Source organism: Leclercia adecarboxylata, from assembly GCF_006171285.1.
Lineage (GTDB): Bacteria > Pseudomonadota > Gammaproteobacteria > Enterobacterales > Enterobacteriaceae > Enterobacter > Enterobacter barmai.
Map to the genome: position 1 here is coordinate 772,373 of NZ_CP040889.1, position 26,253 is coordinate 798,625.

The following is a 26,253-nucleotide window of genomic DNA, read 5'->3' on the forward strand; positions in this document are numbered from 1 at the left end:
ATCGGATTACTGGCGACTGTCATTCGCCTGTCGCAGCAGGATGCGGCTTTCGCTCTGGAAGCGTTGGGCGTAATCGCCAAACCAGTGCTCGACCTTACGGAAACTGTCGATAAAGGCCTGCTTATCGCCCTGCTCGAGCAGAGTGATCGCCTCGCCAAAACGCTGGTAGTAGCGTTTAATCAGCGCCAGGTTGTTGCCCGAGGACATAATAATATCCGCGTACAACTGTGGATCCTGGGCAAACAGCCGCCCGACCATCGCCAGTTCAAGGCGATAAATAGGGGACGACAGCGACAGCAGTTGCTCAAGCTGCACGTTCTCTTCCGCCAGATGCAGGCCATACGCGAAGGTCGCGAAGTGACGCAGCGCCTGGATGAAGGCCATGTTCTGATCGTGCTCGACGGCGCTTATACGGTGCAGTCGCGCGCCCCATACCTGAATCTGCTCCAGGAACCACTGGTAGGCTTCTGGTTGACGACCATCGCAGTAGACCACAACCTGCTTCGCCAGGCTGCCGCTGTCCGGGCCGAACATCGGGTGCAGGCCCAGCACCGGGCCATTATGCGCGGCCAGCATCGCCTGCAGCGGACCATTTTTTACCGAGGCCAGGTCGACCAGAATACAGTCTTCCGGCAGCGGTGGCAGTCTGGCAATAATCTCTTCAGTAACGTGAATCGGTACGCTGACAATAACCATACCGGCATCGGCCACCATCGCTTCCGCCTGAGGCCAGTCCTCTTTTTCAAGGATGCGCACCTGATAGCCGGAAAGCGTCAGCATCTTCTCGAACAGACGCCCCATCTGCCCGCCGCCACCGACAATGACCACCGGGCGCAGCGTTGGACAGAGGGTTTTAAATCCCTTGTCGTTTTCGCTGGAGTACGACTCACGCATCACGCGGCGCAGCACATCTTCAATCAGATCCGGCGAGACGCCCAGCGCCTGGGCCTCTTTACGGCGTGAAGCCAGCATGGAGGCTTCACGCTCCGGCACGTAAATCGGCAAGCCGTATTTACTTTTGACTTCACCCACCTCGGCGACCAGCGCCATGCGGCGTGCCAGCAAATCCAGCAGCGCCTTGTCTACCTCGTCAATTTGATCGCGCAGGGCGGTCAATTCAGCAACCATAACTAACCTCTTAAGCCAGACGCGTCGCCAGCTGGCCGTTCAAATCTTTGTGGATCTCACGCAGCAGCGCATCGGTGGTTTCCCAGCTGATGCAGGCATCCGTCACGGATACCCCGTGCTGCATGGCGCTGCGTGGCTGCTCAGATGACTGATTGCCTTCATGGATGTTGCTTTCAATCATCAGGCCAATAATCGAACGGTTGCCATCTTTAATCTGCGCAACGACGGATTCCGCCACCGCAGGCTGACGACGGTAATCTTTATTGGAATTACCATGACTGCAATCTACCATCAGCGCCGGGCGCAGTCCTGCCTGTTCCATCTCTTTTTCACACTGAGCAACGTCTGCCGGGCTGTAGTTTGGTGCTTTACCGCCGCGCAGGATAACGTGCCCATCCGGGTTGCCCTGGGTCTGCAGCAGGCAAACCTGGCCTGCCTGGTTGATGCCGACAAAACGGTGCGGCATGGCAGCGGCGCGCATGGCATTAATGGCTGTCGCAAGGCTGCCGTCGGTACCGTTTTTGAAACCGACCGGCATAGAGAGGCCCGAGGCCATTTCACGGTGCGTCTGCGATTCAGTGGTACGCGCACCGATTGCTGACCAGCTGAACAGGTCGCCCAGGTACTGCGGGCTGTTTGGATCCAGCGCTTCTGTTGCCAGCGGCAGCCCCATGTTAACCAGCTCCACCAGAAGATTACGCGCAATCTTCAGACCGGCTTCCACATCAAACGAGCCATCCATGTGCGGATCGTTAATCAACCCTTTCCAGCCGACGGTGGTACGAGGTTTTTCAAAATAGACGCGCATGACCAGGTAGAGGCTATCGCTGACCTCCTCGGCCAGGGCTTTAAAACGATGCGCATATTCGATGGCGGCTTCTGGATCATGAATAGAGCACGGACCACATACCACCAGCAGACGCGGATCGCGCCCGGCAATAATGTCGGAAATGGTCTGGCGTGAGTGCGCGATTTGCGCCTCTTGCTCAACGCTCAGCGGGAATTCCGCCTTCAGTTGATCCGGAGTGATCAAAACATGTTCATCGGTAATGTGTACGTTATTCAGCGCGTCTTTTTGCATGATTGCGATCCTGGAAGCTCGTTTGCGATAGTTGTTTCCTCACTGAGGAAGCCCAACGATACCACAACAAGTAAAGATTTCAATCCAAAATCCGTAAATAATAATTTACAACATACAGTTTTAAGCAAAAAACATCCAATTAAACTGTAACGTAAAAATTACAGTCCGCATTTTTAACGCCAGGCTATGCTCAATGGAAAAAGGAGAATGTCTTATGCGCCTGATTGTTATCCCACTTCTGGGTCTGCTGCTAACCGCCTGTCAAATCGATCCTTACACTCATCAGCCGACATGGACGGGCACCGACTGGTATGATGCCGGTAAAGAAGATGCCATGAATGGCGTGGTCGCTAAATCGAGTGAGTCACTTGCCGCGAATTTTAATGACCCTAAGGTGGATCGCTCTGCCTATCTCAGCGGTTATAAAGAGGGGCGTGAGAAAATATGTCAGGAAAATTTCGTTTACGCCTGGGGATTAGCAGGGAAAATATTTCCTGCCAGCTGTGATACTGCGGATAACGCCACTCAACTTCGAACCGCCTGGCAGCAGGGAATGGATGAAGGAACAAAAGCCAGTCGCTTAAATTAATAACGCCCACACGCACTCTGTAAATAAAAACGTCAGATTTCACTTAAGTCTCTGAACAGAATTTCGGCGTAATGACTGCCCACGTAAAAAATGGTATTCTTGCACCGAAACTCAAGGGCAAATATTTCCAGAGTGGTATGGCGGATTCTGGTGGGTAACTTTCTTCTCATTTCCTGGTGCCGGGTAGCCCTGGTGCTGATGCTGTTATTATCCTGCGAACAGGCTATTGGCGGAACATTATCCAGAACGGATAAATCGGTACGCTCAATTGTCTCCGGGATCGTCAGTTATACCCGTTGGCCTGCCCTCTCTGGTCAGCCAACCCTGTGCATTTTTGCCTCTTCCAGCCACGTTGAGGCGCTCAGTGCTCAGGGTCCGGATGCACTGCCCTACATTCCCGTGATTATTCATAGCGATCAGGAAGCACTGGGAGCAGGTTGCAATGCGCTCTATTTTGGCAGTGAGTCTCCGACCGCCCAGCTTGAATTAAGCACCGCCTTCAATTCCAGTCCGTTGCTGTTAATTGCGGAGCAAAATTCGCAATGCGTTATTGGCAGTGCTTTTTGCCTGATATTTGATAATACACAAGTCAGATTTTCCGTAAATCTGGATGTGCTGTCGCGTAGCGGAGTCAGAGTCAATCCTGATGTGTTAATGCTTGCACGGAATACGAAGGATGAATAAGGAATTTACATTAGCGCCTCGTCTGACGTTCAAAAGGACCCTGAGGCGCATCAGTATAATTAGCGTCCTCATAACGATGACGCTGGTCTGGTTATTATTGTGCATTGCTTCAGTGATATCACTGAAACAGTACGCACAACGAAATCTTGAATTAACCAGCGCCACCGTGAGCCGCAGTCTGGAGGCGACGCTGGTGTTTAATGATACGACCGCCGCCAACGAAGCGCTGGCCACACTTGGCAAACAGGGGCAGTTTTCTTCTGCGGTACTGCTGGACCGCTACGATCATCCTTTTGCTACATGGTCGATGGGGCCGAACGATCGGGCCGATCCCCTCAGTAAACTGGTCAGCCGGTGGTTATTCCCTCAGCCCATCCGCCAGCGCGTCTGGCACAATAACCTGCCGATTGGTGAGTTACACCTTACCGCGCGTGACAGCCTGATCAGCCACTTCCTTTGGACTTCCCTGGCGGTGTTAACCGGCTGCATCCTGTTTGCGGCCATGGTGGCGTTAATCATCACCCGCACCCTGCATAACGGCGTTGTCACCGCCCTGCAAAACATAACCGAGGTGGTGCACGACGTCCGGTCAAACCGTAACTTCTCCCGCCGGGTATCCGAGGAGCGCATCGATGAATTTCATCGCTTCGGTCAGGACTTCAACAGTCTGCTGGATGAAATGGAGGAGTGGCAGTTAAAACTGCAGGCCAAAAATGCCCAACTGCTGCGCACCGCCATGCACGATCCGCTCACCGGTCTGGCGAATCGGGCGGCTTTCCGTACCAGCATCACGGCGCTGATGAATGACTCCTTAGCGCGGACCAATTCCGCCCTGCTCTTCCTGGATGGTGATGACTTTAAGCTGATTAACGATACCTGGGGGCACGCCGCCGGGGACTGTGTACTGATTGAAGTGGCCCGCCGCATGGTCGAGTTTAGCGGCGAGCGTCATCAGCCCTATCGTCTGGGCGGGGATGAATTTGCCATTATTCTGTATGGCATCCATTCGGAACACGAGGTCCTGCGCCTCTGCGCCGCGCTGACGCAACAGTTCAGCCCGTCTTATGACCTGCAAAACGGCCTCAGCACCAGAATGTCGCTCAGCATTGGCTTCGCGCTGAGCTGGGAGCATCACTCCGTTGAAACCTTACTGGATCAAGCTGACCGAAATATGTATCTGGTGAAGCATCAGCGTTCTAAAAACACTGCATAGAAGGGAACACATTATGTTAAGGCGATACGCCGCACCGCTGTTGATGGCATCAATGCTGCTGGCGGGATGCCAGGCGCCGCAGGGCAAATTTACCGCTGAACAGATTGCCGCCATGAAATCATACGGCTTTAACGAGACTAACGGCGACTGGTCGCTTGGCCTCTCTGCGAAGATCCTGTTTGGTAAAAACGAGTATCAGCTGCGCCCGGAGAGCGAACAGCAGATTAAAAGCATGGCATCGCGTCTTGCGGCCACGGGCCTGACGCACGCCCGGATGGACGGACATACGGACAACTACGGCGAAGAGAGCTACAACAAAGACCTCTCCCTGAAGCGCGCCAATGTGGTTGCCGATGCCTGGGCTCAGGGTGCAGGTATTCCCCGCAGCAATCTGACGACCCAGGGCTTAGGTAAACAGTACCCCGTTGCGGACAACAAAACTGCCCAGGGACGTGCTGAAAACCGTCGCGTTGCGGTGGTGATCGGCACGCCCTGAGTCATTACTCTGGCGTTCCGGCCAGGGCTAATCCTGATGCCGCCCGCCAGCGCAGCCAGTCAATAACGATAAACAGCGCCAGGCTGCATCCCATGACTGGCATCGCCAGCCCCAGTAATACGGCGATACCGACAGAGACGCACCGCCCCCACAGCGGCAACGCCAGCCAGCTCTGACACAGAGTCTGCGCGGGATCGGTTGCCGTCTGACGGGGCCTGCGCATCCACCACATCCGGTATCCCCACACAATCATCACGCACAGCGCGACGCCAAAGGCGATCAACACCAGCTGGTTAGGCAGACCAAACAGCACGCCCATATGGAAATCCACCCCCCAGCGGGTCAGTTTGGCCATCAGCGGGTAATCCGCAAAACGGGTATGATCGATGACCGCCAGGGTCGCGGGGTCAACGGCCACCGCATCCACCTGCGTCGGCCAGCGACGATCTATCTCCGTCACCGTCCACGCCGTCGCATCACTCTTCGCCGGGCGGATCTCCAGCTTCGTGGCCTTGATACCCGCCGCATTCGCCGCCTGTAGCACGCCGTCGTAGAGCGCCGGATCGGGCTTCATCTCCGGCATGGGCATCGACATGTGATGACCGTGATGATCGGCATGCGGATCGGCGATTTTCGCCGGGCCTTGCAGCTGCGTTTTCACCTGCGGTGTGAGCCAGTTCATCTCTGCCCGCAGCTTATCCACGTTCCCCCCCGCCCACTGGGACCAGGTCAGGCCGGTCGCCGAGAACAGCAGCATGCCCAGCAGCAGACACCAGCCGAGGGTGACGTGCAGACGACGGCGGTTCTGGAAGCGGTTATTGATACGCCGTTTTGGCCGGGTATAAAACCACAGCGCAATGCCCCCCAGCGCGGCAATCCACATCCACGACGCGGCCAGCTCGCTGTAGAGACGCCCCACGTCACCCAGCATCAACGACTGATGCAGATAATCGATTGTCTGGCGGAACGGCAAAATACCGCTGGTGCCGTAGACGGTCATATCTCCCCGAACCTCAAGACTGACCGGATCGATAAAGATGGCCCGGTTCTCTGAGGCCTTCAGCGCCGGGTCGGCATACATTACCCGGGTGGTGTCGCCATCGGCCAGACCCGGGCGAACCGCATGCAGGCGCAACTCTCCGCCGGTCACTTTTTCCGCGACAGCGATCTGCTCCGCAAGAGGGCGCGCTGTCCCCCGGGTCTCGCTGAACAGGGCATGATGATAAAGCGCATTTTCCAGCTGCGGTGTGGCGACATACAGCGTACCGGAGAGCGCGGCGATAAAGATAAATGGCCCGACAAACAGACCAATATAGAAGTGAAGACGACGCAGCAGGTTGCCCCATGCAGCGCGCGAAGTGCAGGTAGTCATGCTTTCCCTTTTTTAGGCAAAAAGTTATCGGTACACCGGGGTGCACGTTTTTTTAAATGGAATAAGCAGACAGGCGCGGAGGGGCTCGCGTATCGGGGCAGAGCCAGGGGAAGTAATGCCAGTGGCGGACGGCAGGACGCGGTGGCGTCAGCCGCTGTCTGAGTAATACCGCGCACAGCAGCATCACCAGCGCCAGTATCACCCCCGGAACATGGGCCAACAGCACGCAGTAACCACAGGCTTCGGCGTGGTCGACCGGCATGGTTTCGGAGGGGGCATGGTGCTCAGTCATCATAGTCATCTCATGATGCATGCCGGGCATCGCGCTCATGGGATCTTTTTGCAACGAGACAGAGACAAGCGGTGCAAAGACGATCATCAGGATCGCAAATAACGCGAGACCTGTCGCGATACGTTGCCATGTTGCCTGATGCTGTTTAGTCGTCACTTACCCTCCGTTGAAGCAGGGGCATTGTAAACGATTTATGACGAAGACGTTAACGTGCAAGGCACACAGAGATAAAAAAAGGGCCGGCCTTTCGGCCAGCCCTTTTTACAGGATGTCGCACAAGCGAATCTTAGTTCAGACGCTCTTTGATACGAGCAGACTTACCAGTACGCTCACGCAGGTAGTACAGTTTAGCTTTACGTACAGCACCACGACGTTTAACAGCAATGCTGTCAACTACCGGAGAGTGAGTCTGGAAGACACGCTCAACGCCTTCGCCGTTGGAAATTTTACGAACAGTGAATGCAGAGTGCAGACCGCGGTTACGGATAGCGATAACCACGCCCTCAAATGCCTGCAGACGTTTTTTGGAACCTTCAACAACCCATACTTTCACTTCCACGGTATCACCCGGACGGAAGGAAGGTACGTCCTGCTTCATCTGCTCTTGTTCAAGTTGCTTAATAATGTTGCTCATAATTTAATCTCTTATCCTGGGTAAACTGATATTCGGGGGCCTCAGGCCATCCCATCATGTTTCTGCTGCTGGTGCGCGTGTTCAGTTTTGAACTCGGCCAGCAACTTTGCTTGCTCTTCAGTCAGAGCCAGGTTTTCCAGAAGTTCAGGTCTTCTAAGCCAGGTACGGCCCAGCGACTGCTTCAGACGCCAGCGACGAATCTCAGCATGGTTTCCCGACAGCAATACCGGCGGTACTTCCATCCCTTCTAACACTTCAGGACGGGTATAGTGTGGACAGTCCAGCAATCCATCAGCAAAAGAGTCTTCTGTTGCTGAAGCTTCATGGCCCAGAACCCCCGGAATGAACCGGGAAACCGAGTCAATCAGCGTCATTGCCGGTAACTCACCACCGCTGAGAACGTAATCGCCGATAGACCATTCTTCGTCAATCTCGGTTTGAATTACGCGCTCATCTATCCCTTCGTAGCGACCACACACCAGAATCAGTTTCTGATTCGTTGCCAGTTCGCTGACGCCCGCTTGATCAAGCTTGCGTCCCTGAGGTGACAGATAAATCACCTTTGCGCCTTCACCTGCCGCGGCTTTTGCTGCTGCGATGGCATCCCGCAAGGGTTGAACCATCATGAGCATCCCCGGTCCGCCGCCGTAAGGACGTTCGTCCACGGTACGGTGCCGGTCATGAGTGAAGTCACGTGGACTCCAGCTCTCGATGCTCAGCAGGCCATTTTTTACTGCCCGGCCAGTTACCCCGTAATCAGTAATCGCGCGGAACATTTCAGGAAACAGGCTAACGATACCTATAAACACAAGCCAATCCCCATAGCGCCGTCTTTTACCGTTTTCAGGAGAATTTAAAAACCAGGATCCCAATCTACTTCGATAGTACGAGTAGCGAGATCGACTTTCTTGATAACCTGCCCATCGAGGAACGGAACCAGCCGCTCCTTGATGCCAAACGCATCTTTCAGGTTTGCCTTAATGACGAGAACGTCATTCGATCCGGTTTCCATCATATCGATGACTTTTCCCAGACCGTAACCTTCAGTGGTGACTACCTGGCAACCGATAAGGTCTTTCCAGTAGTAACCATCATCCAGCTCAGGCAGCTGCGACGAATCCACGACAATTTCACAATTAGTCAGCGCATTCGCGGCATCGCGATCGTCAACGCCTTTCAGCTTGATAACGATGTCCTGATTGTGGTGACGCCAGCTTTCCAGCTCGACTTCCTGCCACTGACCCGCCTTCTGGATAAACCAGGGCTGATAGTCAAAAATGCTTTCGGCGTCTTCGGTGGAGGAAAACACTCTGAGCCAACCACGGATACCGTAGCAAGAACCCATTTTGCCCAATACAATCGGTTCAACAGGTGCTTTTTTGCTCATCATGACCACCGTGACAGATTAAGCTGCTTTGTTTGCTGCTTTGATCAGCGTAGCAACGCGATCGGAAACGGTAGCGCCCTGGCCAACCCAGTGAGCGATACGATCCAGATCCAGACGGGTTTCTTCTTCTGCGCCAGCGGCCAGTGGGTTGAAGAAACCAACGCGCTCGATGAAGCGACCGTTGCGTGCATTACGGCTGTCAGTAACAACAACCTGGTAGAACGGACGCTTTTTCGCGCCGTGACGTGCTAAACGAATAGTTACCATAACATCCTCTTGTGTGAATAAAACACCGGGCCCCATCGAGGGAAGGAGCCCGGTGTCATATTAAAAGCCCGAAAATTTTACTGATTTTTGGGGAAAATGCAATCAGCAGTTGCTAATCCACCATAATAAGGCCGTCGGCGGCACAGCCAGTTTGGTGCCGGCGTGCGCGCAGCCACCGGAGCGTACACGCAGTACGTGAGGATGGCGAGCACACCCCGGTGCCAAAATGGCAAACAAGCCAGGCCGATTAGCGACCAGGGAATCCTGGTGGCATCATGCCCTTCATGCCGCGCATCATTTTGGCCATCCCGCCCTTCTTCATTTTCTTCATCATGCGCTGCATGTCGTCGAACTGCTTCAGAAGGCGGTTAACGTCCTGAACCTGCATCCCACAACCCGCCGCGATACGGCGTTTACGGGAGCCTTTAATGATTTCTGGCTTCGCGCGCTCTTTCAGCGTCATGGAGTTGATAATCGCCTCCATCCGCACCAGAACCTTGTCGTCCATCTGCGCTTTCACGTTATCCGGAATTTGCCCCATGCCCGGCAGCTTGCCCATCAGGCTCGCCATACCGCCCATGTTTTTCATCTGGCGCAGCTGCTCCAGGAAGTCGGTCAGATCGAAGCCATCGCCTTTTTTCAGCTTGGAGGCCAGCTTCTCCGCCTGCGCACGGTCGACTTTGCTCTCGATATCTTCGATCAGCGACAGCACGTCGCCCATGCCGAGGATACGGGAGGCAATACGATCCGGGTGGAACGGCTCCAGCGCTTCGGTCTTCTCACCGACGCCGAGGAACTTAATTGGCTTGCCGGTGATATGACGAATCGAGAGCGCCGCACCGCCGCGGGCGTCGCCGTCCACTTTGGTCAGCACCACGCCGGTTAACGGCAGCGCTTCATTGAACGCTTTTGCGGTGTTTGCCGCATCCTGACCAGTCATGGCGTCGACAACAAACAGGGTTTCTACCGGATTGATCGCGGCATGCACCTGTTTGATTTCGTCCATCATCGCTTCGTCAACGTGCAGACGACCGGCGGTATCCACCAGCAGCACGTCGAAGAACTTCAGCTTCGCCTCTTTCAGCGCCGCATTAACGATGTCGATCGGTTTCTGTCCGACGTCGGACGGGAAGAATTCCACGCCAACCTGTTCGGCCAGGGTTTCCAGCTGTTTGATCGCCGCCGGGCGATAAACGTCGGCAGAGACGACCAGCACTTTCTTCTTGTGCTTTTCGCGCAGGAATTTACCCAGCTTACCGACGCTGGTGGTTTTACCCGCACCCTGCAGGCCCGCCATCAGCACCACCGCTGGCGGTTGCGCCGCAAGGTTCAGGCTCTGGTTCTCTTCGCCCATCGCCGAAACCAGTTCGTTACGGACGATTTTGACGAACTCCTGACCCGGGGTCAGGCTCTTGTTAACTTCATGACCAACCGCTTTCTCTTTTACGCGGTTGATGAAATCACGGACGACCGGCAGCGCGACGTCTGCTTCAAGCAGCGCCATGCGCACTTCGCGCAGCGTCTCTTTGATGTTGTCTTCGGTAAGGCGTCCACGGCCGCTGATGTTGCGCAGCGTGCGCGACAAACGATCGGTTAAATTATCAAACATTGTCTCTCGCCTGGGGTAGAAACGTTAGGTCGCTGGCGCGACACGTACACAGAATTTTGCCGGAGTATAACATGAAGGCGCCTTTGTTGTTATGCAACGGTTGGAGCACGCCTCACGTAACGTTATACTGCACCTCTTTCTTATCAGGACAACTGTCGACACCTATATGCCTGTTTTCGCTCTGATCGCCCTCGTCGCGTACTCTGTCAGCCTCGCGCTGATCATTCCTGGCCTGCTGCAAAAAAACAGCGGCTGGCGGCGAATGGCTATTTTGTCGGCGGTCATCGCGTTGATAAGCCACGCTTTTGCCCTCGAAGCGCGCATTCTGCCAGGCGACGGTAGCGGGCAGAATCTGAGCCTGCTGAACGTCGGCTCGCTGGTCAGCCTGATGATCTGTACGGTGATGACCATCGTGGCCTCGAAAAACCGCGGCTGGCTGCTGCTGCCGATTGTCTACGCCTTTGCGCTGATCAATCTGGCCTTTGCCACCTTCGTGCCGAACGAGTTCATCACCCATCTTGAGACAACGCCGGGCATGATGGTGCATATTGGCCTGTCGCTGTTCTCCTATGCCACGCTGATTATTGCCGCGCTGTATGCCCTCCAGCTGGCCTGGATTGACTACCAGCTGAAAAATAAAAGGCTGGCCTTTAGTAACGAAATGCCGCCGCTGATGACCATCGAACGCAAGATGTTTCACATCACTCAGGTCGGGGTGGTCCTGCTGACGCTGACCCTGAGTACCGGCCTGTTTTATATGCACAATCTCTTCAGCATGGAGAATATCGACAAGGCCGTGCTCTCCATCATCGCGTGGTTTGTCTATATTGTCCTGTTATGGGGCCATTATCATGAAGGCTGGCGCGGTCGCCGCGTGGTCTGGTTCAACGTGGCGGGAGCAGGCATCCTGACCCTGGCCTATTTTGGTAGCCGCGTCATCCAGCAACTCGCCGGCTAAGCAACAAAGGAGTTCCCCCTGGAACACATCTCCACTACCACGCTGATCGTTACCCTGATCGTGATGGTAGTTATCTCCGCCTATTTCTCCGGCTCGGAGACCGGCATGATGACGCTCAACCGTTACCGGTTACGTCATCGCGCCAAACAGGGTAACCGCGCTGCGCGTCGTGTAGAAAAACTGCTGCGTAAACCGGACCGCCTGATAAGCCTGGTGCTCATCGGCAACAACCTGGTTAACATCCTCGCCTCCGCGCTGGGCACCATTGTCGGCATGCGCCTGTACGGTAACGCCGGGGTCGCTATCGCCACCGGGGTGCTGACGTTCGTGGTGCTGGTCTTTGCCGAAGTGTTACCGAAGACCATCGCTGCCCTCTATCCTGAGAAGGTCGCCTATCCCAGCAGCTTCCTGCTGGCGCCGTTACTGATCCTGATGATGCCGCTGGTGTGGCTGTTAAACGGCGTGACCCGGGTGCTGATGCGCATGGTGGGTATCAAAGCGGATGTGGTGGTCAGCAGCGCGCTGAGCAAAGATGAGCTGCGCACCATCGTGCACGAGTCGCGCTCGCAAATCTCCCGCCGCAATCAGGATATGCTGCTGTCGGTGCTGGACCTGGAGAAGGTCAGCGTGGATGACATTATGGTGCCGCGCAATGAGATCGTCGGTATCGACATCAACGATGACTGGAAAGCCATTGTCCGCCAGCTGACCCACTCCCCGCACGGTCGCATCGTGCTGTACCGGGATTCACTGGACGACACCATCAGCATGCTGCGCGTGCGTGAAGCTTATCGTCTGATGACCGAGAAAAAAGAGTTCACCAAAGAGGTGATGCTGCGCGCGGCGGATGAGATCTACTACATCCCGGAAGGCACTCCGCTCAGCACCCAGTTGATCAAATTCCAGCGGAATAAAAAGAAAGTGGGCCTGGTGGTGGATGAGTATGGCGATATCCAGGGCCTGGTGACGGTAGAGGATATTCTGGAGGAGATTGTCGGCGACTTTACCACCTCCATGTCCCCTACCCTTGCCGAAGAAGTCACGCCGCAAAACGACGGCTCGGTGCTGATTGACGGCAGCGCGAACGTTCGTGAACTCAATAAAGCCTTTAACTGGCAGATGCCGGAAGAGGAAGCCCGGACCATTAACGGCATGATTCTGGAAGCGCTGGAGGAGATCCCGGCGGCAGGCACGCGGGTGCGGATTGGTCAGTATGATATTGATATCCTGGACGTACAGGACAATATGATTAAGCAGGTGAAGGTCGTGCCGGTCAAACCGCTCAGGGAGAGCATCGCGGAGTAAAACGTAGTGCCGGGCAGGCGACGCCGCCACCCGGCACTACGGGAGGCAAATTACGCCTTAGCTTTCGCCACGGAGACCATCGCCGCGCGAATGGTACGGCCGTTCAGGGTATAGCCTTTCTGCATCACCATCAGCACGTTACCGGCAGCGACGTCTTCAGACTCAACCATCGCAATCGCCTGATGCACGTTCGGATCCATCGGCACGTTGGTATCGGCGACCACTTCCACGCCAAACTTCTTCACTACGTCGAGCATGGATTTCAGCGTCAGCTCAATCCCTTCCACCATCGGAGCCATATCCGGGTTCGCTTTATCCGCAACTTCCAGCGCGCGATCCAGGCTATCGATGACCGGCAGCAGTTCGTTGACAAATTTTTCCAGCGCAAATTTATGCGCCTTTTCAACGTCCAGCTCGGTACGACGACGCAGGTTTTCCATTTCGGCTTTGATACGCAGGATGCCATCGCGCTCGCGGTTCTGGGCTTCAGTTACCTGAGCTTCCAGATTCGCAATTTTTTCATCGCGCGGATCCACCTGCTCAGCACCAGCCTCAGGCTCTACAGCCTCAACCTCTTCGTGCTGCTCCGTGATAATTTCTTCCGGGGCTTGCCCCTCAGGCGTTTTCTGTTCTTTACTACTCATGAATTTCTCCGCGTTTTTCTGCATTCAACTCGCTAACTTCGCTTATTATGGGGATCAGTTTCCGGGATTCAAGGGAACAAGCCACATTGTCATCATTCATTCGCACAAGGACCTTCAGAAAATGAGCAACCATTTCAAGTGTATTGGGATTGTCGGTCATCCACGTCACCCTACTGCGTTGACGACACATGAAATGCTCTATCGCTGGCTGTGCGCGAAAAACTATGACGTGATTGTTGAACAGCAAATTGCCCAGGAATTGCAGTTAAAAAACGTCAAAACCGGTACGCTGGCGGAAATTGGCCAGCAGGCCGACCTGGCGGTGGTGGTCGGTGGCGACGGAAATATGCTGGGTGCCGCGCGCACCCTCGCCCGTTACGATATTAAAGTCATTGGCATCAACCGTGGCAACCTGGGCTTTTTAACCGACCTCGACCCGGATAACGCCCAGCAGCAGCTCGCCGACGTGCTGGAAGGCCACTACATCAGCGAAAAGCGCTTTCTGCTGGAGGCCCAGGTGTGCCAGCAGGACTGTCAGAAACGGATCAGCACCGCCATTAACGAAGTGGTGCTGCATCCGGGGAAAGTGGCGCATATGATTGAGTTTGAAGTCTATATCGACGAAATCTTTGCCTTCTCGCAGCGCTCCGACGGGCTGATTATCTCGACCCCGACCGGGTCCACCGCCTACTCGCTCTCGGCGGGCGGGCCAATCCTGACGCCATCCCTGGATGCTATTACGCTGGTGCCGATGTTCCCGCACACCCTTTCGGCCCGCCCGCTGGTGATAAACAGCAGCAGCACCATTCGCCTGCGTTTTTCGCACCGCCGCAACGACCTTGAGATCAGCTGCGACAGCCAAATCGCGCTGCCGATTCAGGAAGGCGAAGACGTGCTGATCCGCCGCTGTGATTACCACCTGAATCTCATCCACCCGAAAGACTACAGCTATTTCAACACATTAAGTTCCAAGCTCGGCTGGTCGAAAAAATTGTTCTGAAATAGCATCCAGCACTTTACTGTATAAAAAACCAGATTATACTGTACACAAACACAGTTATGGTTTTTCATACAGGAAAACGTTTATGCTGGCACAACTGACCATCAGCAACTTCGCCATCGTTCGTGAGCTCGAAATTGATTTCAACAGCGGAATGACGGCTATCACCGGGGAGACCGGGGCCGGTAAATCTATTGCGATTGACGCGCTTGGGCTCTGCCTCGGCGGTCGTGCTGATGGCAACATGGTGCGCGCAGGTGCCAGCCGCGCCGATCTCTGCGCCCGTTTTTCCCTCAAGGACATCCCCGCCGCCCTGCGCTGGCTCGAGCAGAACCAGCTTGAAGATGGGCGTGAGTGCTTACTTCGCCGTGTCCTCAGCAGCGACGGCCGCTCCCGTGGCTTTATCAACGGTACTGCGGTGCCGTTGTCCCAGCTGCGCGAGCTGGGTCAGCTGTTAATCCAGATCCACGGCCAGCACGCCCATCAGCAGTTGATTAAACCTGAACAGCAGAAATCCCTGCTCGACGGCTATGCCGGTGAGTCTGCGCTGACGCAGCTGATGGCTGATCACTACCGTCAGTGGCACCAGAGCTGCCGCGAACTGGCGCTGCATCAACAGCAGAGCCAGGAGCGTGCGGCCCGTGCCGAGCTGCTGGCGTATCAACTGAAAGAGCTGAACGAATTCAGCCCGCAGGCGGGTGAGTTTGAGCAGATTGACGAAGAGTACAAGCGCCTTGCCAATAGCGGCCAGTTGCTCTCCACCAGCCAGCAGGCGCTGAACTTACTGGCCGACGGCGAAGAGGTGAATCTGCAAAGCCAGCTTTATAGCGTGCGTCAGTTAGTCACCGAACTGGCAGGCATGGACAGTAAAGTCTCCGGCATGCTCGATATGCTGGAAGAGGCGGCGATTCAGATCTCCGAAGCGAGTGACGAGCTGCGCCACTATTGCGAGCGTCTGGATCTCGATCCCAACCGCCTGTTTGAGCTGGAACAGCGCATTTCGCGCCAGATCTCCCTTGCGCGTAAGCACCACGTTTCACCCGAGGAGCTGCCTGGCTTCCACCAGTCCCTGCTGGATGAGCAGCATCAGCTTGACGATCAGGCCGACTCGCTGGAGACCCTCTCTCTGGCGGTCAGCGTGCATCATCAGCAGGCTCTGGAAACGGCTACGCAGCTGCACAACGTTCGTCAGCGCTATGCGCAGGAACTCAGCCAGCACATTACCGAGAGCATGCATCTGCTGTCGATGCCGCACGGCGTTTTCACCATCGATGTGAATTTCGAAGCTAACCACCTGACGGCTGACGGCGCGGACCGCGTTGAATTCCGCGTGACCACTAACCCCGGTCAGCCGCTGCAGGCTATCTCCCGGGTCGCGTCTGGTGGTGAGCTGTCGCGTATCGCCCTGGCGATTCAGGTGATTACCGCGAAGAAAATGGAAACCCCGGCGCTGATCTTCGATGAAGTGGATGTCGGTATCAGCGGCCCGACCGCGGCGGTGGTAGGTAAACTGCTTCGTCAGCTTGGCGAGTCCACACAGGTGATGTGCGTCACCCACCTGCCGCAGGTTGCCGGCTGCGGGCATCATCATTTCTTCGTCAGCAAAGAGACCGACGGCGAGATGACCGAAACGCACATGCAGCCGCTGGACAAACGTGCCCGCCTGCAGGAGCTGGCGCGTCTGCTGGGCGGCAGTGAAGTCACCCGCAATACCCTGGCAAACGCGAAAGAACTGCTGGCAGCCTAAACTTTTTCGGTATCTCAGGGTCATACAGAACAATAAAAACGCCGACAGACCGGACGCCAGAGGTTTTAATGTGGTGAAAGGTCTATTATCATCGGCATATTACATATGAGCCGTCGCGTATTGCCCGGGCCCGAAAAGGAATCAAATCACTATGCGCTGTAAAACGCTGACCGCTGCCGCTGCGGTTCTTTTGATGATGACCGCAGGCTGTTCCACTCTGGAAAAAGTGGTTTACCGCCCTGACATCAACCAGGGGAACTATCTCGCTCCTAACGATGTGTCTAAAATCCGTGTCGGTATGACGCAGCAGCAAGTTGCCTATGCTCTGGGCACACCGATGATGTCCGATCCGTTCGGCACTAACACCTGGTTCTATGTCTTCCGCCAGAAGCCTGGTCATGAAGATGTGTCGCAGCAGACGCTGACGCTGACTTTCAACAGCAGCGGCGTGCTGACCAACATCGACAACAAACCGGCGCTCACCAAAGAGTAAGGTTTCAGAAATGCAAAAAGGTGCTCAATGAGCACCTTTTTTGTTTTCTCTCGCCGCCTGTAGCCCCGGTAAGCGCAGCGCCACCGGGGAACCCCGCTTATTTAGCAGCTCTCTCCGCACGCTGGCGACGCAGTTCTTTCGGGTCGGCAATCAGCGGACGGTAAATCTCTACCCGGTCACCGTCCTTAACCGTATCGGCCAGCTTGACCGGACGGCTGTAAATCCCGACCTTGTTTTTCGCCAGATCGATATCGTTACGTAATGTCAGCAGGCCAGAAGCCCGGATCGCCTCTTCAACGGTCGCCCCTTCTTCCAGCGTGACGCGCTGCAGATACTGTTTTTCCGGCAGCGCGTAGGCCACTTCCACCACGATCTCAGGCTGCACTGTAGACCTCTTTGGCGCGCACGGTGAACGCCTGAACCATATTGGCGGCAAGTTCTTTGAAGATGCGACCAAATGCCAGCTCGATAAGGGCGTTGGTAAACTCGAAGTCGAGATGGAATTCGATCCGGCAGGCATCGGCGCTCAGCGGAACAAACTTCCATCCACCCATCAGTTTCTTGAAGGGGCCATCCACCAGATGCATCAGAATACTCTGGTTATCGGTCAGCGTATTCCGGGTGGTGAAGGTTTTGCTGATCCCGGCTTTGGAAACATCCACCGCCGCCGTCATTTGCGTCGGGCCTGATTCCAGCACGCGGCTCCCGGTACAACCCGGGATAAACTGCGGATATGACTTAACGTCATTCACTAACTGGTACATCTGTTCCACACTGTAAGGGACAAGCGCAGTACGACTAATCTGAGGCATAGCATTTTTCCTGATCAAACAACCTACAAATAATAACATTTATCACCTGTTAAAAAAACGCTGAGCCTCATCTCGTGCTAATATAGCGCGTTAGACCTCACAGGACGCAATGAGGTGACTTTTTGACATCAGATTACCTACGGCTTTACGACACTTATGACGAAGAAAAAAGCACATAAACCAGGCTCGGCAACCATTGCGCTCAACAAGCGTGCCCGCCACGAGTATTTCATTGAAGAAGAATTCGAAGCTGGCCTTGCGCTGCAGGGCTGGGAAGTTAAATCGCTGCGTGCGGGTAAAGCCAACATCGGTGACAGCTACGTGATCTTCAAAGACGGCGAAGCTTTTCTGTTCGGCGCAAACTTTCAGCCGCTGACCGTTGCTTCCTCTCACTACGTCTGCGATCCGACACGCACCCGTAAGCTGCTGCTGAACAAACGTGAGCTGGATTCGCTCTTCGGGCGTATCAACCGCGAAGGTTACACCGTCCTCGCCCTGTCGCTGTACTGGAAGAACGCCTGGTGCAAAGTGAAAATCGGCGTGGCGAAAGGTAAGAAGCAGCACGACAAGCGTAACGATGCAAAAGATCGTGAATGGCAGGTGGATAAAGCGCGCATCATGAAGCACGCAGGCCGTTAATTTTCGGATACTTATTGAGCGATTCAATAAGTTAGCGTTCCGGACTGGTATCCGGGCCGCGAATTCTGGTATACTTGCTGTAACACTATTGGGGCTGATTCTGGATTCGACGGGATTTGCGAAACCCAAGGTGCATGCCGAGGGGCGGTTTGCCTCGTAAAAAGCCGCAAAAAAATAGTCGCAAACGACGAAAACTACGCTTTAGCAGCTTAATAACCTGCTAAGAGCCCTCTCTCCCTAGCTTCCGCTCTTAAGACGGGGATCAAAGAGAGGTCAAACCCAAAAGAGATCGCGTGGAAATCCTGCCTGGGGTTGAAGCGTTAAAACTAATCAGGCTAGTTCGTTAGTGGCGTGTCATTCCGCAGCTGGCGTGCGAATGTAAAGACTGACTAAGCATGTAGTACCGAGGATGTAGAAATTTCGGACGCGGGTTCAACTCCCGCCAGCTCCACCAATCATGATTGGACAGTGATAGGACATCACTAGCAATAACAGGAAGTTAGCAGTCTCAGCAGGACACCGACCAGACGGTGAGGGGACAAAAAAGGATACGCAAAGGAGCCGCGGCTCCCCAGTGACATAAAAGCCCGCATCGCGGGCTTTTTTTATGAGGAGTAATCTTGTGAACCAGTTGGAAGAGATTATTGCGATCCTAAGTTCGGGCGATGAAGGAACAACTAACGCGCTGCTAAAGACGAAGGTTCTTCTCTACTCTATTGGCAAAAAGGAACTAGCCACTTGGGTAAATCATGAGCTCCATGGCTACCCTAATGTGGCTCATCTTCCCGACTACAGAGTTGTGACCACCCGGATACTCGCAAACATTACGAATGGAGTCAGTATTTATAAAGCCTTCCCTCTTCCGATTTCGTATTTAGATGATGACGATTATGAGGATGCAACTACTTCAAAGGTTAGGCTTTCTATCAGTCAGATAGAACAACTCGTTATTAACGCCGCAGAAAACCAAGATCTACAACAGCCAATTCCAATCGATTATGCCCAATTAAAATATCGAAAGCATATTGCCAAGGGGTACTCGATAACGGCTTGCTACAAAGATATCGCCCTGCATAATTTCACTTCAATAATGACCCAAGTTAGGTCGAGACTTCTAGATTTTGTTTTAGAGTTATCCGATCATGTATCCAGTGTACCCGGGACAGCTGCTATGACAGAAAAATTAAAGAAATTAGACGCTTCCTCACTTTTGAATAACGCTGTCTTTGGTGATAACACTGTAATAAACTTGGGTGATAGCAGTTCTTTCAATATCACTAACAATGTTTCCAGAAATGATTTTAATGCTTTGAAAAAACTCCTTATGTCTGAAGGTATTTCAAGCGACGATTTAGATGAATTAGAAGTTGCGGTAAATTCTGATGGCCCAATTGCCCCCCGAAGTAAAAACTATGGCTCGGCAGTAGGTCAGTGGTTTTCAGGCATGATTTCCAAGGCGGCGAACGGTACGGGTGGGATCGGTGTAGCAGCGGTTACTGACCTTCTATCGTCCGCTTTGAAAAAATACTACGGCCTCGATTAGATATCGTGGGGTGTCAGGTGTCGGAGGTTCAAATACTCTTTTGCCGACCAAAATTACAAGAAAACCAGCCTGTTAATACTGGTTTTTTTATGTCTGCGATTAGTGGGTTGTCGAAAGATGTCAAAATGATGGTAAAACCCTGTCCATTCTCGATCTTTAACTACCGTCAGATCGTACTGCAAACTTTGCTGAGCTACTTCCAAAATCGCACCAACTGTTTTACACCACCAGCCTACCCGGACAAATTAATCCGTTGTACAGTTTTAAGGATCGCGCCGCTACTTATGCCGCAGACCGCTTTGCGCCAGAAGCGGACGTTCAGCTATTCACTTTTTGTCATTAAATTGCGTGCTCTTGGACTTCCTAGGAAATCTGTCCTGACATGCATATAGCTATAAACGATGTTTACCTTTAATCTCAGATAACTACAGCACACATGAAACCAAATTAAGGAAATATGTATGGAAAACGATACGCTGGGCGGTAAGGAGCTTCAGGACAAAATTTTAGCCGGACTCAAAATCTATGAGGGAAAATCCTTTCTTGAGCGGTTTGGCCTGTTTATGGGTAAGGCGCAATTGCTAGAGTTCGGCCTGAAAAAAATCCTCGAATCGCTTCCTGACTATAACCTTTCCGAAGAGGAACTAGAGAGACTCACGTTAGGCCAGACTCGCGTTGAGCTTGAAAAACTGGGGCTGCGCGCAGACTATAACGCACACCTGAAATCTTTTAAAGATCAGCGCAACACGATGGCGCATGAGTTCTTGGCTAACTATGCGATAACTCAGCAAATTCTGGACGGAGCCGCATTAATTCGCCCATTTGAACGTGAGTTAGCTAATGCCAGCACTCAACTAGAGATGTTGATCATCGTTTTCGACTTTATCAACGGTGCCGGTAACGTTACCGCTTGGCTGGAGCCTAAAGCCGCCTGAAATAAACAAATCTGACATGTATTCTCAATTAATTATTTCTGCTTCTCGCACATAGCAGACTTCAAATCTGGAAAGGGAAGACCGCAGGCCTTCCCCTTTTAACGCACAACCGCGCACCGCTTCTTACACAGGTATGTCATCTACGTCTGTGCTGTTAATGAAGTACGTTACCCTGCCCATGACCTCAACCTCTTCCGCCGCTTCGCCCTCGATCGCCTCGCCATCATCCGTAATTAACGCCTTACCCATGAACTTTGCAAACTGAGTCCGACCGCCGGACAAAATCAGCAACACTTGCCCCTGCTTTACCCTGGTAGCGGGTTCGACAATGGCATAACCAAACGATGTCTCGATGATTCGGCTCTGGTTCGTCATGCACATGCTGGCCGGAGAAAAACGTTGCTCGACATAGTCGCCTGCCGGTGACACGAAGCCCATTAGTGAATCCTCCCCATGTTGCGCATGATCCAGTAGTGATTGTCGGTTCCGTCAGTTGTCTTGTCGGTGAAGTCGGGCTGGTAGTACTTTATCCACTCGTTGGCGTCGGCCCGGCTGAAATGCCATTGGACCTTTGCCAGTTCGCGGATAAAGTCTTCTGTGCGTAAGCAACGGTAGCCCTTGGGGTTTAGCTGTATTGCGGCCACAAATGCGGCGTGAATGTCGGAACGGCGGGGCATGATCTGCACTCCTTTTACTGTTTTTATATACAGTAGTTTTAAAGGGGTTGCAGATCAAGGAGGTTTACACAGTTGGCTGATCGGGCCAGGTAATGTCTGGGGCAGTGGTGACGTCTACTGCCTCAAGAGCATCGAGGTAATCCAGCCAGGCGTTATAGCCCGCAAGTTCATCACCTTTAAGCCGGCCAAGCGCCGCTTTACCGGGCCACTGCTTACCGTTCATGTACGCATTGGCAGCATCAATCCTGCGCTGCAGTTCAGTCCGGGCAGACGATGCCAGCTCTTCGTGCGTTGGCGGCGGAATGTCTGCCCACGCGGGAAGCCCATCAACCGGCGCGCGAACTTTCCCGGCCGGTGGCATGGAAATAAACTCCACGAATACCTCGTTGCTTACCTCAACTGCGTCATCCGGCCAGGAGCCTGCGGCAACATAGGAATTCTTCAATTCCTCGTCATAGAAAGCGTTATTTTTTGCGCTGTAGAAATGCATGTTGTTATCTCCCGATAGCAAACCAGTATCCGGTGCCGTAAGACGTATATTCTGAACCTGCAAAACGTACCCACTGGAAACCCGTTCGGGTAACTGCGGTGGTGGATGACGGCGCTATTCCAGTTGTTGCTCCACCTGAGGCGTTAGTGGTGATTACCACAGCGTAAGCCGTAGATGGGAATGCGATGGGGAATGTCACATTATTCGACGCCCCTGGCGCAGGCATTGAGTTTTGCCCCCACTGAAGGATCAGGCCGCCTGGCAATTTCTGATACCCGTTATTGCCGAAGCTCGCGATGAATGAGGACATATCAGGGATCTGATTTGAACCCTCGCCGACATCGCGCAGCGCTGCGGCTTTGATACCGAGAACTAACGGAAGAGCCGTTCTCAGCTGGTTGCGTTTGGTTTTATCGAGCGTAATTCCCGCCGCTTCTACGATACCAGCCAGCTCCTCCTGCAGCATGTCAAAATAATCATCATCAAGGTCGGTAGCCGGCGTGCCGGTCTGCGGGTTACCACGGGTAAAGCCATTCTTTCCCACGCCGAATTTATCTTTCTGCGCGGTAGGCGTGTCGATACGATGCATAGTTTCTCCGGTTACGGATATTTGAAAAGTACGTAGGTATGGGACGGGCAGAGTTTGCTGATCACGCATTCGGCGACCGTATCGCCCCAGTAACGAATCGGGGTATCGCAGTTATCTGTGCATGTCATCCAGGTGGCATCCGTGGCTGCAGGCATGTTGACCTGCCAGTAGTAACGCCATTCGGTTGAATACACGGCTTCAGTACAGGCGGAGGTGCACTTAAACGGCCCCTTATTGTACCGGGTGATAGTAGCCCCAGGCTTGCCCAGGGCCGCCAGCTGCTCGAGATAGAACGTCTCGTTTATACCCCCGATTAAATTGACCTTTGCGTCCAGCCTGCTCTGCCGCTGCAGTAATGTTTGCGTTCCGGTGGGGATGCATTCGTCCGGAAGACCGCAGCACGTCTCCCAGCGGTTGATCAGCTCGGTGGTGGTGCGTGGATCAATTTCCAGCATCAAATCATCGGCGCGCTGGTGAGCCCGACGCAGAGAAGGGGCTGCGCCGATGAATGCGGGATCGTCAGCTGACCATGCCGGACCCGGCGGCAGCAGGGCTGACATCAGATTGATGTAGTCGTCATCTGTCACGTCCATGCGAGCGTCCCCAGTATGGCCAGTTCGTTTTTCGCGATCGTGATATTGGCCGTAGGGGCCACCAGAACATGGCTGTGCTCGCCGGCTGCGATGGAAATAGCCTCGTTTATCCTGGATAAATCCAGTTCGCCCTCTGGGTAGCCATCCCTCAGCAGAAACGAGCGCAACTCCGCCGTCACCGCCGCCCGAACTTCTGGCGTATCAGGTGTCAGGCGTATTCTGAAATCGACGTTATGGGCAACGGGTGCGAACGGATACAAATCAGCACCGGCAACGGGTGCGAGCGGAGCAATGTGCGCTTTTACCGCTGCAACAGTAGCGGCACCGGGGATAGGGTTAACCGGATCATCGCTGGCCACCATCACGCCTACGGTGCCGGCCCCCATCCAGTGCCGGTAGGTCCACGCCCGGGTAATACCCTGAACTTCTTTCGCCCAGACGATATAATCCCCGTCCGCACCGCCCTGTGGCGTCCAGTAGTAGCGCTCCAGCACGCGGGCGCGCCAGGTCTCCAGATCCTCAATATCAAACCCGCCAGCAACAGAGTCAGCCACGCCAGAAGACGGCAGGCCATTAACCGGCGTCACCAGATAAAGCGCGGCGCCATCGTCAATTTCACCCACACTCCCGGTGACGCTGCACACCATCGGCACGCGCAGAACGCCACCCGCGCTGGTTGCATCTGCCGTTGTGGTGTACTGGATGAGATCGTCACGTTGAATCACCGCGCCAGCCTTAAGCGTAATGCCGTTTGTCACACCATCCCAGCGCATAAACCCTGCTGATGCTGTCGGGCTTTTGCGAGGACAGCGCTTCATGGCCGCGTGCCTTTCCAGCCAGGCCTCATCGCACTTATCCGGCAGCATATTCAGCGCCAGGTAATCGATATAGCCATAAACGGTATGCAGCGCGGCCGCATACACTTTCGCCCTGACGTCTTCATCCATACGCCTGATAGTGTCGCTCGCGTCCAGGCGGGAAAAGAGGTCGGTGCGGAGCATGCTGATATTTTCTGCCAGCGTCGGGCGCTGGAATTCGCTGTCAGCCATTAGTGATCGCACTCCATAGATCGTCGAAAGAAATCGTGGTGGGCTGGTTGTAGCGCCACAGCGTGATGCTGTTACCCAGTTCGTTAATGCCGGTACGCTGAATGAGGAGGTCAATCTTTGAAACAACGCCGTCGTCAACCATCCACTGCAGCGCTTCGGTGATATACGTTCTGGCGATTAGTGCGGTCTGGTTCGTCAGCTTCTGACGCTGAAGCAGCCAGAGGCGCGAGCCGTACCGGTCATTCTGAACAACAGGCCAGGTATCGCCCCACCACCCATTGGGCTGATCGGCATTATCATCCGGTTGCGCGCGGCGCCAGGTGAAAAGAGAAATAACAACTGAGCGGGTGAGTAAATCCATGGGGGCACTCGCTGAAACGCTTACCCCATTAACGGTTAACCACAGGTCCATAATTACGTCCCCATTTGTTTGTCCGGTACGTCTGTGTTGTTACCGTTCTCTTTGTGTTTATGGCCGTTGTAGGCAAGACGCATTTCCGCCATCGTGACGCCGGTTGTGTCGCAATGGTCTTTGATCTGGCCTGTCGACTCGATGTCCATTTCGAACCGGGCTTTTGGCGCGTTCCGGAAGGTGATGGTCTTTCCGGCGCCGTCGACGACGATACCACTGCGCGTCAGCGTGACTGACTGCCCCAGATCGTCATAAATAGCGACTTCACCGGGCTTAAGTGACCTGATGCGATAGCGGCGATCAGACACAACGACCGCAACAGCATGTGAGCGATCAGCGTCGGGAGACAGAATCAGAGCTTCAGAACCTGCCTTCGCGTGTGAGGTAAACCCATACGGCTCCAGATGCTCAATGCCGCCCTTCTGTTCTCCTGCGAGGAGCTCAACATCCACGGCCTGGCATTTAGAACCAGGCTTAACGCTGCTGACCACCGCACGGCAAATCAGACTAAGCAGCTGCCGCTGCAGTTGTTGAAAGTTACGCATCAGAAAGGGGCCTCCACGGCTTTTTTCTTCTTCCGCTGTTTGGGATCAGTCGGTTCAGGCAGATACGCATCAGGCGGGCCGACGCGCAATTCGGTGATCGTGCCATTGCTGTCTTTGGTGAACGACACCTCCGAAATCAGCAGTTCGCGATTGTTAAACCCGCAGACGGGGTCAAAGACGATTACACGCTGGTTAGGTTGCCAGAGAGAACCGTCACCCTGGCGCCACCCCCATACGGTGTAGGTTGTTTCGTCAGTCCGGGCGGCGCGCTGGCGCGCTTCGAAATCAGCGCGAGCGATGCAGCTGGCCCCTGTCGCCTGACCTGTCTGCTGAACGGCCATTGGCCGGTACCGCCCGATCCCCGCGTCTTCCGTTTTCGCTCGCAGAGCGGTGGTGGTGGCCGCGCCGAAGTCGTCATCATTCCCGGCGCGCTGACCGGAAATCTGGTACGTTGAGAAACGGTCCCTGATACTTTTTTCTGTATCACAGGAAAGAATGTTCTGGCCGAGAACGAGCGCGGTATGCGCCCGCGTAGCCCCAATTCCGCCAATCACCAGGCGTCCGGTTGGATCGTCATAGGCCAGCGCCTGCTGCTGGCCCAGCATCTTATTCAGCACCTCGATAACCGTTTCGCCGTGATCCGGCTGCACGCCAGGTATAACGTCAGCGGGTGCGCCGGTATTGACGACCTCAATACCAAACGGTTTTGCCAGTGCAGCAGCTACCTGAACTAGCGACTGCCCGTTAAATTGCGTTGGTTCTGCAGCGCAGTCGATGAGATCTGCAGTCAGGCTGCGCCCGCTGATTCCAACACGAACAGAGCGGGCGTCGTAGCGAACGGGAGTGGCTTCCACCCAGCCAGTGATCACCAAATCGGTGCCTATCAAAACTTCGACCCGGTCACCTCCTTTCACTTTTGGCCGGAGAGAGTCGCCGTTCTCACCGGGCCACTGCCGGGTAATTTCGACACTGAAATCACGGGCCAGGCGTTCAACGCCCGCGCCGATCCTCACCGACGTCCAGCCGCCCCACTCCTTGCCATTGATCCTCAGGGTAACGTTGTCATCCAT

At 54.4% G+C, this 26,253-nt stretch carries 33 protein-coding genes and 1 other RNA gene; 13 read left to right on the forward strand and 21 right to left on the reverse strand.

The window, feature by feature from the left end:
• Positions 1-6 precede the first annotated feature (6 nt).
• Together tyrA and aroF are read right to left on the reverse strand one after the other, a co-directional pair.
• Positions 7-1,128, reverse strand: a complete 1,122-nt coding sequence (gene tyrA / locus FHN83_RS05415; protein ID WP_139563391.1) for a bifunctional chorismate mutase/prephenate dehydrogenase — start codon at positions 1,126-1,128, stop codon at positions 7-9.
• Positions 1,129-1,138: 10 nt separating this feature from the next.
• A complete protein-coding gene (gene aroF / locus FHN83_RS05420; RefSeq protein ID WP_039030100.1) occupies positions 1,139-2,209 on the reverse strand; it encodes a 3-deoxy-7-phosphoheptulonate synthase AroF in 1,071 nt (356 codons plus the stop codon).
• 214 nt (positions 2,210-2,423) lie between these two features.
• Between aroF and FHN83_RS05425 the strand changes: the two genes are divergently transcribed.
• The 4 genes from FHN83_RS05425 (at position 2,424) to FHN83_RS05440 (ending at position 5,191) form a co-directional block, all read left to right on the forward strand.
• Positions 2,424-2,798 (forward strand): DUF2799 domain-containing protein, encoded by a 375-nt coding sequence (locus FHN83_RS05425; protein ID WP_139563392.1) that lies wholly within the window; start codon positions 2,424-2,426, stop codon positions 2,796-2,798.
• 198 nt (positions 2,799-2,996) lie between these two features.
• A complete protein-coding gene (locus FHN83_RS05430) occupies positions 2,997-3,482 on the forward strand; it encodes a YfiR family protein (protein WP_255296757.1) in 486 nt (161 codons plus the stop codon).
• Positions 3,475-4,695 (forward strand): diguanylate cyclase DgcN, encoded by a 1,221-nt coding sequence (gene dgcN, locus FHN83_RS05435; RefSeq protein WP_139563394.1) that lies wholly within the window; start codon positions 3,475-3,477, stop codon positions 4,693-4,695. The genes FHN83_RS05430 and dgcN overlap by 8 nt, the downstream gene beginning before the upstream one ends.
• A gap of 13 nt (positions 4,696-4,708) precedes the next feature.
• Positions 4,709-5,191: an OmpA family protein gene (locus tag FHN83_RS05440; RefSeq protein ID WP_139563395.1), complete on the forward strand. Its 483-nt coding sequence runs from the start codon at positions 4,709-4,711 to the stop codon at positions 5,189-5,191.
• Positions 5,192-5,195: 4 nt separating this feature from the next.
• On the opposite strand, the gene FHN83_RS05445 is transcribed toward FHN83_RS05440, so the two are convergent.
• The 7 genes from FHN83_RS05445 to ffh form a co-directional block, all read right to left on the reverse strand.
• Positions 5,196-6,563, reverse strand: a complete 1,368-nt coding sequence (locus tag FHN83_RS05445; RefSeq protein ID WP_139563396.1) for a PepSY-associated TM helix domain-containing protein — start codon at positions 6,561-6,563, stop codon at positions 5,196-5,198.
• A gap of 52 nt (positions 6,564-6,615) precedes the next feature.
• Complete coding sequence (locus FHN83_RS05450) at positions 6,616-7,011, reverse strand: DUF2946 domain-containing protein (protein ID WP_255296505.1); 396 nt, start codon at positions 7,009-7,011, stop codon at positions 6,616-6,618.
• A gap of 130 nt (positions 7,012-7,141) precedes the next feature.
• Positions 7,142-7,489 (reverse strand): 50S ribosomal protein L19, encoded by a 348-nt coding sequence (rplS, locus tag FHN83_RS05455; protein WP_002914145.1) that lies wholly within the window; start codon positions 7,487-7,489, stop codon positions 7,142-7,144.
• Between the two features lie 41 nt (positions 7,490-7,530).
• Positions 7,531-8,298 (reverse strand): tRNA (guanosine(37)-N1)-methyltransferase TrmD, encoded by a 768-nt coding sequence (trmD, locus tag FHN83_RS05460; protein ID WP_039030094.1) that lies wholly within the window; start codon positions 8,296-8,298, stop codon positions 7,531-7,533.
• A 44-nt stretch (positions 8,299-8,342) separates the two neighbouring features.
• Positions 8,343-8,879: a ribosome maturation factor RimM gene (gene rimM, locus FHN83_RS05465; protein WP_375540641.1), complete on the reverse strand. Its 537-nt coding sequence runs from the start codon at positions 8,877-8,879 to the stop codon at positions 8,343-8,345.
• Between the two features lie 15 nt (positions 8,880-8,894).
• Complete coding sequence (gene rpsP / locus FHN83_RS05470; RefSeq protein WP_003863133.1) at positions 8,895-9,143, reverse strand: 30S ribosomal protein S16; 249 nt, start codon at positions 9,141-9,143, stop codon at positions 8,895-8,897.
• A 247-nt stretch (positions 9,144-9,390) separates the two neighbouring features.
• Positions 9,391-10,752, reverse strand: a complete 1,362-nt coding sequence (gene ffh / locus FHN83_RS05475; protein WP_039030093.1) for a signal recognition particle protein — start codon at positions 10,750-10,752, stop codon at positions 9,391-9,393.
• Positions 10,753-10,918: 166 nt separating this feature from the next.
• On the opposite strand from ffh, the gene FHN83_RS05480 reads away from it, so the two are divergent.
• Positions 10,919-11,710: a cytochrome C assembly family protein gene (locus tag FHN83_RS05480; RefSeq protein ID WP_039030092.1), complete on the forward strand. Its 792-nt coding sequence runs from the start codon at positions 10,919-10,921 to the stop codon at positions 11,708-11,710.
• Positions 11,711-11,728: 18 nt separating this feature from the next.
• A complete protein-coding gene (locus FHN83_RS05485) occupies positions 11,729-13,015 on the forward strand; it encodes an HlyC/CorC family transporter (protein WP_039030091.1) in 1,287 nt (428 codons plus the stop codon).
• A gap of 50 nt (positions 13,016-13,065) precedes the next feature.
• Here the strand turns inward: FHN83_RS05485 and grpE are convergent, their stop codons facing one another.
• Entirely contained in the window at positions 13,066-13,659 is a 594-nt protein-coding gene (gene grpE / locus FHN83_RS05490; protein ID WP_072036665.1) for a nucleotide exchange factor GrpE, read from the reverse strand.
• Positions 13,660-13,780: 121 nt separating this feature from the next.
• Here grpE and nadK point away from each other — a divergent pair, with 121 nt between their 5' ends.
• From nadK to bamE, 3 genes are all read left to right on the forward strand, one after another.
• Positions 13,781-14,659 (forward strand): NAD(+) kinase, encoded by an 879-nt coding sequence (gene nadK, locus FHN83_RS05495; RefSeq protein ID WP_039030089.1) that lies wholly within the window; start codon positions 13,781-13,783, stop codon positions 14,657-14,659.
• A gap of 85 nt (positions 14,660-14,744) precedes the next feature.
• Positions 14,745-16,406 carry a DNA repair protein RecN gene (gene recN, locus FHN83_RS05500; protein WP_139563397.1) on the forward strand — a complete coding sequence of 554 codons (1,662 nt, stop codon included), beginning with the start codon at positions 14,745-14,747 and terminating at the stop codon, positions 16,404-16,406.
• Positions 16,407-16,557: 151 nt separating this feature from the next.
• A complete protein-coding gene (gene bamE, locus FHN83_RS05505) occupies positions 16,558-16,899 on the forward strand; it encodes an outer membrane protein assembly factor BamE (RefSeq protein ID WP_039030087.1) in 342 nt (113 codons plus the stop codon).
• A gap of 97 nt (positions 16,900-16,996) precedes the next feature.
• Here the strand turns inward: bamE and FHN83_RS05510 are convergent, their stop codons facing one another.
• Together FHN83_RS05510 and FHN83_RS05515 are read right to left on the reverse strand one after the other, a co-directional pair.
• Positions 16,997-17,284 carry an RnfH family protein gene (locus FHN83_RS05510; protein ID WP_176556471.1) on the reverse strand — a complete coding sequence of 96 codons (288 nt, stop codon included), beginning with the start codon at positions 17,282-17,284 and terminating at the stop codon, positions 16,997-16,999.
• Positions 17,274-17,711: a type II toxin-antitoxin system RatA family toxin gene (locus tag FHN83_RS05515; RefSeq protein ID WP_218015343.1), complete on the reverse strand. Its 438-nt coding sequence runs from the start codon at positions 17,709-17,711 to the stop codon at positions 17,274-17,276. Before FHN83_RS05515 ends, FHN83_RS05510 begins: the two co-directional genes overlap by 11 nt.
• A gap of 156 nt (positions 17,712-17,867) precedes the next feature.
• Between FHN83_RS05515 and smpB the strand changes: the two genes are divergently transcribed.
• The 4 genes from smpB (at position 17,868) to FHN83_RS05535 (ending at position 20,828) form a co-directional block, all read left to right on the forward strand.
• Positions 17,868-18,350: an SsrA-binding protein SmpB gene (gene smpB / locus FHN83_RS05520; RefSeq protein ID WP_039030084.1), complete on the forward strand. Its 483-nt coding sequence runs from the start codon at positions 17,868-17,870 to the stop codon at positions 18,348-18,350.
• A gap of 90 nt (positions 18,351-18,440) precedes the next feature.
• Positions 18,441-18,804: a transfer-messenger RNA gene (gene ssrA / locus FHN83_RS05525) on the forward strand.
• A 168-nt stretch (positions 18,805-18,972) separates the two neighbouring features.
• Positions 18,973-19,893 (forward strand): hypothetical protein, encoded by a 921-nt coding sequence (locus FHN83_RS05530; protein WP_139563399.1) that lies wholly within the window; start codon positions 18,973-18,975, stop codon positions 19,891-19,893.
• Positions 19,894-20,354: 461 nt separating this feature from the next.
• Positions 20,355-20,828, forward strand: a complete 474-nt coding sequence (locus FHN83_RS05535) for a hypothetical protein (RefSeq protein WP_139563400.1) — start codon at positions 20,355-20,357, stop codon at positions 20,826-20,828.
• A 123-nt stretch (positions 20,829-20,951) separates the two neighbouring features.
• On the opposite strand, the gene FHN83_RS05540 is transcribed toward FHN83_RS05535, so the two are convergent.
• The 9 genes from FHN83_RS05540 to FHN83_RS05580 form a co-directional block, all read right to left on the reverse strand.
• Entirely contained in the window at positions 20,952-21,266 is a 315-nt protein-coding gene (locus tag FHN83_RS05540; protein ID WP_139563401.1) for a hypothetical protein, read from the reverse strand.
• Complete coding sequence (locus FHN83_RS05545; protein WP_139563402.1) at positions 21,266-21,505, reverse strand: hypothetical protein; 240 nt, start codon at positions 21,503-21,505, stop codon at positions 21,266-21,268. The genes FHN83_RS05540 and FHN83_RS05545 overlap by 1 nt, the downstream gene beginning before the upstream one ends.
• Positions 21,506-21,569: 64 nt before the next feature.
• Entirely contained in the window at positions 21,570-21,995 is a 426-nt protein-coding gene (locus tag FHN83_RS05550) for a tail fiber assembly protein (RefSeq protein ID WP_139563403.1), read from the reverse strand.
• A gap of 4 nt (positions 21,996-21,999) precedes the next feature.
• Complete coding sequence (locus FHN83_RS28145; protein WP_176556472.1) at positions 22,000-22,584, reverse strand: gp53-like domain-containing protein; 585 nt, start codon at positions 22,582-22,584, stop codon at positions 22,000-22,002.
• 11 nt (positions 22,585-22,595) lie between these two features.
• Positions 22,596-23,177, reverse strand: coding sequence for a YmfQ family protein (locus FHN83_RS05560; protein ID WP_139563404.1), 582 nt, complete (start codon positions 23,175-23,177; stop codon positions 22,596-22,598).
• Positions 23,168-24,226, reverse strand: coding sequence for a baseplate J/gp47 family protein (locus FHN83_RS05565; protein ID WP_139563405.1), 1,059 nt, complete (start codon positions 24,224-24,226; stop codon positions 23,168-23,170). Before FHN83_RS05565 ends, FHN83_RS05560 begins: the two co-directional genes overlap by 10 nt.
• Positions 24,219-24,638, reverse strand: coding sequence for a phage GP46 family protein (locus tag FHN83_RS05570; protein WP_139563406.1), 420 nt, complete (start codon positions 24,636-24,638; stop codon positions 24,219-24,221). Before FHN83_RS05570 ends, FHN83_RS05565 begins: the two co-directional genes overlap by 8 nt.
• Before the next feature lie 2 nt (positions 24,639-24,640).
• Positions 24,641-25,183 carry a phage baseplate assembly protein V gene (locus FHN83_RS05575; protein WP_139563407.1) on the reverse strand — a complete coding sequence of 181 codons (543 nt, stop codon included), beginning with the start codon at positions 25,181-25,183 and terminating at the stop codon, positions 24,641-24,643.
• Complete coding sequence (locus tag FHN83_RS05580; RefSeq protein WP_139563408.1) at positions 25,183-26,253, reverse strand: phage baseplate assembly protein; 1,071 nt, start codon at positions 26,251-26,253, stop codon at positions 25,183-25,185. The genes FHN83_RS05575 and FHN83_RS05580 overlap by 1 nt, the downstream gene beginning before the upstream one ends.

Excerpts from the sequence above, each read along its gene's own strand:
- tyrA (WP_139563391.1), bottom strand. The coding sequence starts at position 1,128 with ATGGTTGCTGAATTGACCGCCCTGCGCGATCAAATTGACGAGGTAGAC.
- aroF (WP_039030100.1), bottom strand. The coding sequence starts at position 2,209 with ATGCAAAAAGACGCGCTGAATAACGTACACATTACCGATGAACATGTT.
- FHN83_RS05425 (WP_139563392.1), top strand. The coding sequence starts at position 2,424 with ATGCGCCTGATTGTTATCCCACTTCTGGGTCTGCTGCTAACCGCCTGT.
- FHN83_RS05430 (WP_255296757.1), top strand. The coding sequence starts at position 2,997 with ATGCTGTTATTATCCTGCGAACAGGCTATTGGCGGAACATTATCCAGA.
- dgcN (WP_139563394.1), top strand. The coding sequence starts at position 3,475 with ATGAATAAGGAATTTACATTAGCGCCTCGTCTGACGTTCAAAAGGACC.
- FHN83_RS05440 (WP_139563395.1), top strand. The coding sequence starts at position 4,709 with ATGTTAAGGCGATACGCCGCACCGCTGTTGATGGCATCAATGCTGCTG.
- FHN83_RS05445 (WP_139563396.1), bottom strand. The coding sequence starts at position 6,563 with ATGACTACCTGCACTTCGCGCGCTGCATGGGGCAACCTGCTGCGTCGT.
- rplS (WP_002914145.1), bottom strand. The coding sequence starts at position 7,489 with ATGAGCAACATTATTAAGCAACTTGAACAAGAGCAGATGAAGCAGGAC.
- rimM (WP_375540641.1), bottom strand. The coding sequence starts at position 8,879 with ATGATGAGCAAAAAAGCACCTGTTGAACCGATTGTATTGGGCAAAATG.
- rpsP (WP_003863133.1), bottom strand. The coding sequence starts at position 9,143 with ATGGTAACTATTCGTTTAGCACGTCACGGCGCGAAAAAGCGTCCGTTC.
- ffh (WP_039030093.1), bottom strand. The coding sequence starts at position 10,752 with ATGTTTGATAATTTAACCGATCGTTTGTCGCGCACGCTGCGCAACATC.
- FHN83_RS05480 (WP_039030092.1), top strand. The coding sequence starts at position 10,919 with ATGCCTGTTTTCGCTCTGATCGCCCTCGTCGCGTACTCTGTCAGCCTC.
- grpE (WP_072036665.1), bottom strand. The coding sequence starts at position 13,659 with ATGAGTAGTAAAGAACAGAAAACGCCTGAGGGGCAAGCCCCGGAAGAA.
- nadK (WP_039030089.1), top strand. The coding sequence starts at position 13,781 with ATGAGCAACCATTTCAAGTGTATTGGGATTGTCGGTCATCCACGTCAC.
- recN (WP_139563397.1), top strand. The coding sequence starts at position 14,745 with ATGCTGGCACAACTGACCATCAGCAACTTCGCCATCGTTCGTGAGCTC.
- bamE (WP_039030087.1), top strand. The coding sequence starts at position 16,558 with ATGCGCTGTAAAACGCTGACCGCTGCCGCTGCGGTTCTTTTGATGATG.
- FHN83_RS05515 (WP_218015343.1), bottom strand. The coding sequence starts at position 17,711 with ATGCCTCAGATTAGTCGTACTGCGCTTGTCCCTTACAGTGTGGAACAG.
- smpB (WP_039030084.1), top strand. The coding sequence starts at position 17,868 with ATGACGAAGAAAAAAGCACATAAACCAGGCTCGGCAACCATTGCGCTC.
- FHN83_RS05535 (WP_139563400.1), top strand. The coding sequence starts at position 20,355 with ATGGAAAACGATACGCTGGGCGGTAAGGAGCTTCAGGACAAAATTTTA.
- FHN83_RS05540 (WP_139563401.1), bottom strand. The coding sequence starts at position 21,266 with ATGGGCTTCGTGTCACCGGCAGGCGACTATGTCGAGCAACGTTTTTCT.
- FHN83_RS05545 (WP_139563402.1), bottom strand. The coding sequence starts at position 21,505 with ATGCCCCGCCGTTCCGACATTCACGCCGCATTTGTGGCCGCAATACAG.
- FHN83_RS05550 (WP_139563403.1), bottom strand. The coding sequence starts at position 21,995 with ATGCATTTCTACAGCGCAAAAAATAACGCTTTCTATGACGAGGAATTG.
- FHN83_RS28145 (WP_176556472.1), bottom strand. The coding sequence starts at position 22,584 with ATGCATCGTATCGACACGCCTACCGCGCAGAAAGATAAATTCGGCGTG.
- FHN83_RS05560 (WP_139563404.1), bottom strand. The coding sequence starts at position 23,177 with ATGGACGTGACAGATGACGACTACATCAATCTGATGTCAGCCCTGCTG.
- FHN83_RS05565 (WP_139563405.1), bottom strand. The coding sequence starts at position 24,226 with ATGGCTGACAGCGAATTCCAGCGCCCGACGCTGGCAGAAAATATCAGC.
- FHN83_RS05570 (WP_139563406.1), bottom strand. The coding sequence starts at position 24,638 with ATGGACCTGTGGTTAACCGTTAATGGGGTAAGCGTTTCAGCGAGTGCC.
- FHN83_RS05575 (WP_139563407.1), bottom strand. The coding sequence starts at position 25,183 with ATGCGTAACTTTCAACAACTGCAGCGGCAGCTGCTTAGTCTGATTTGC.
- FHN83_RS05580 (WP_139563408.1), bottom strand. The coding sequence starts at position 26,253 with ATGGATGACAACGTTACCCTGAGGATCAATGGCAAGGAGTGGGGCGGC.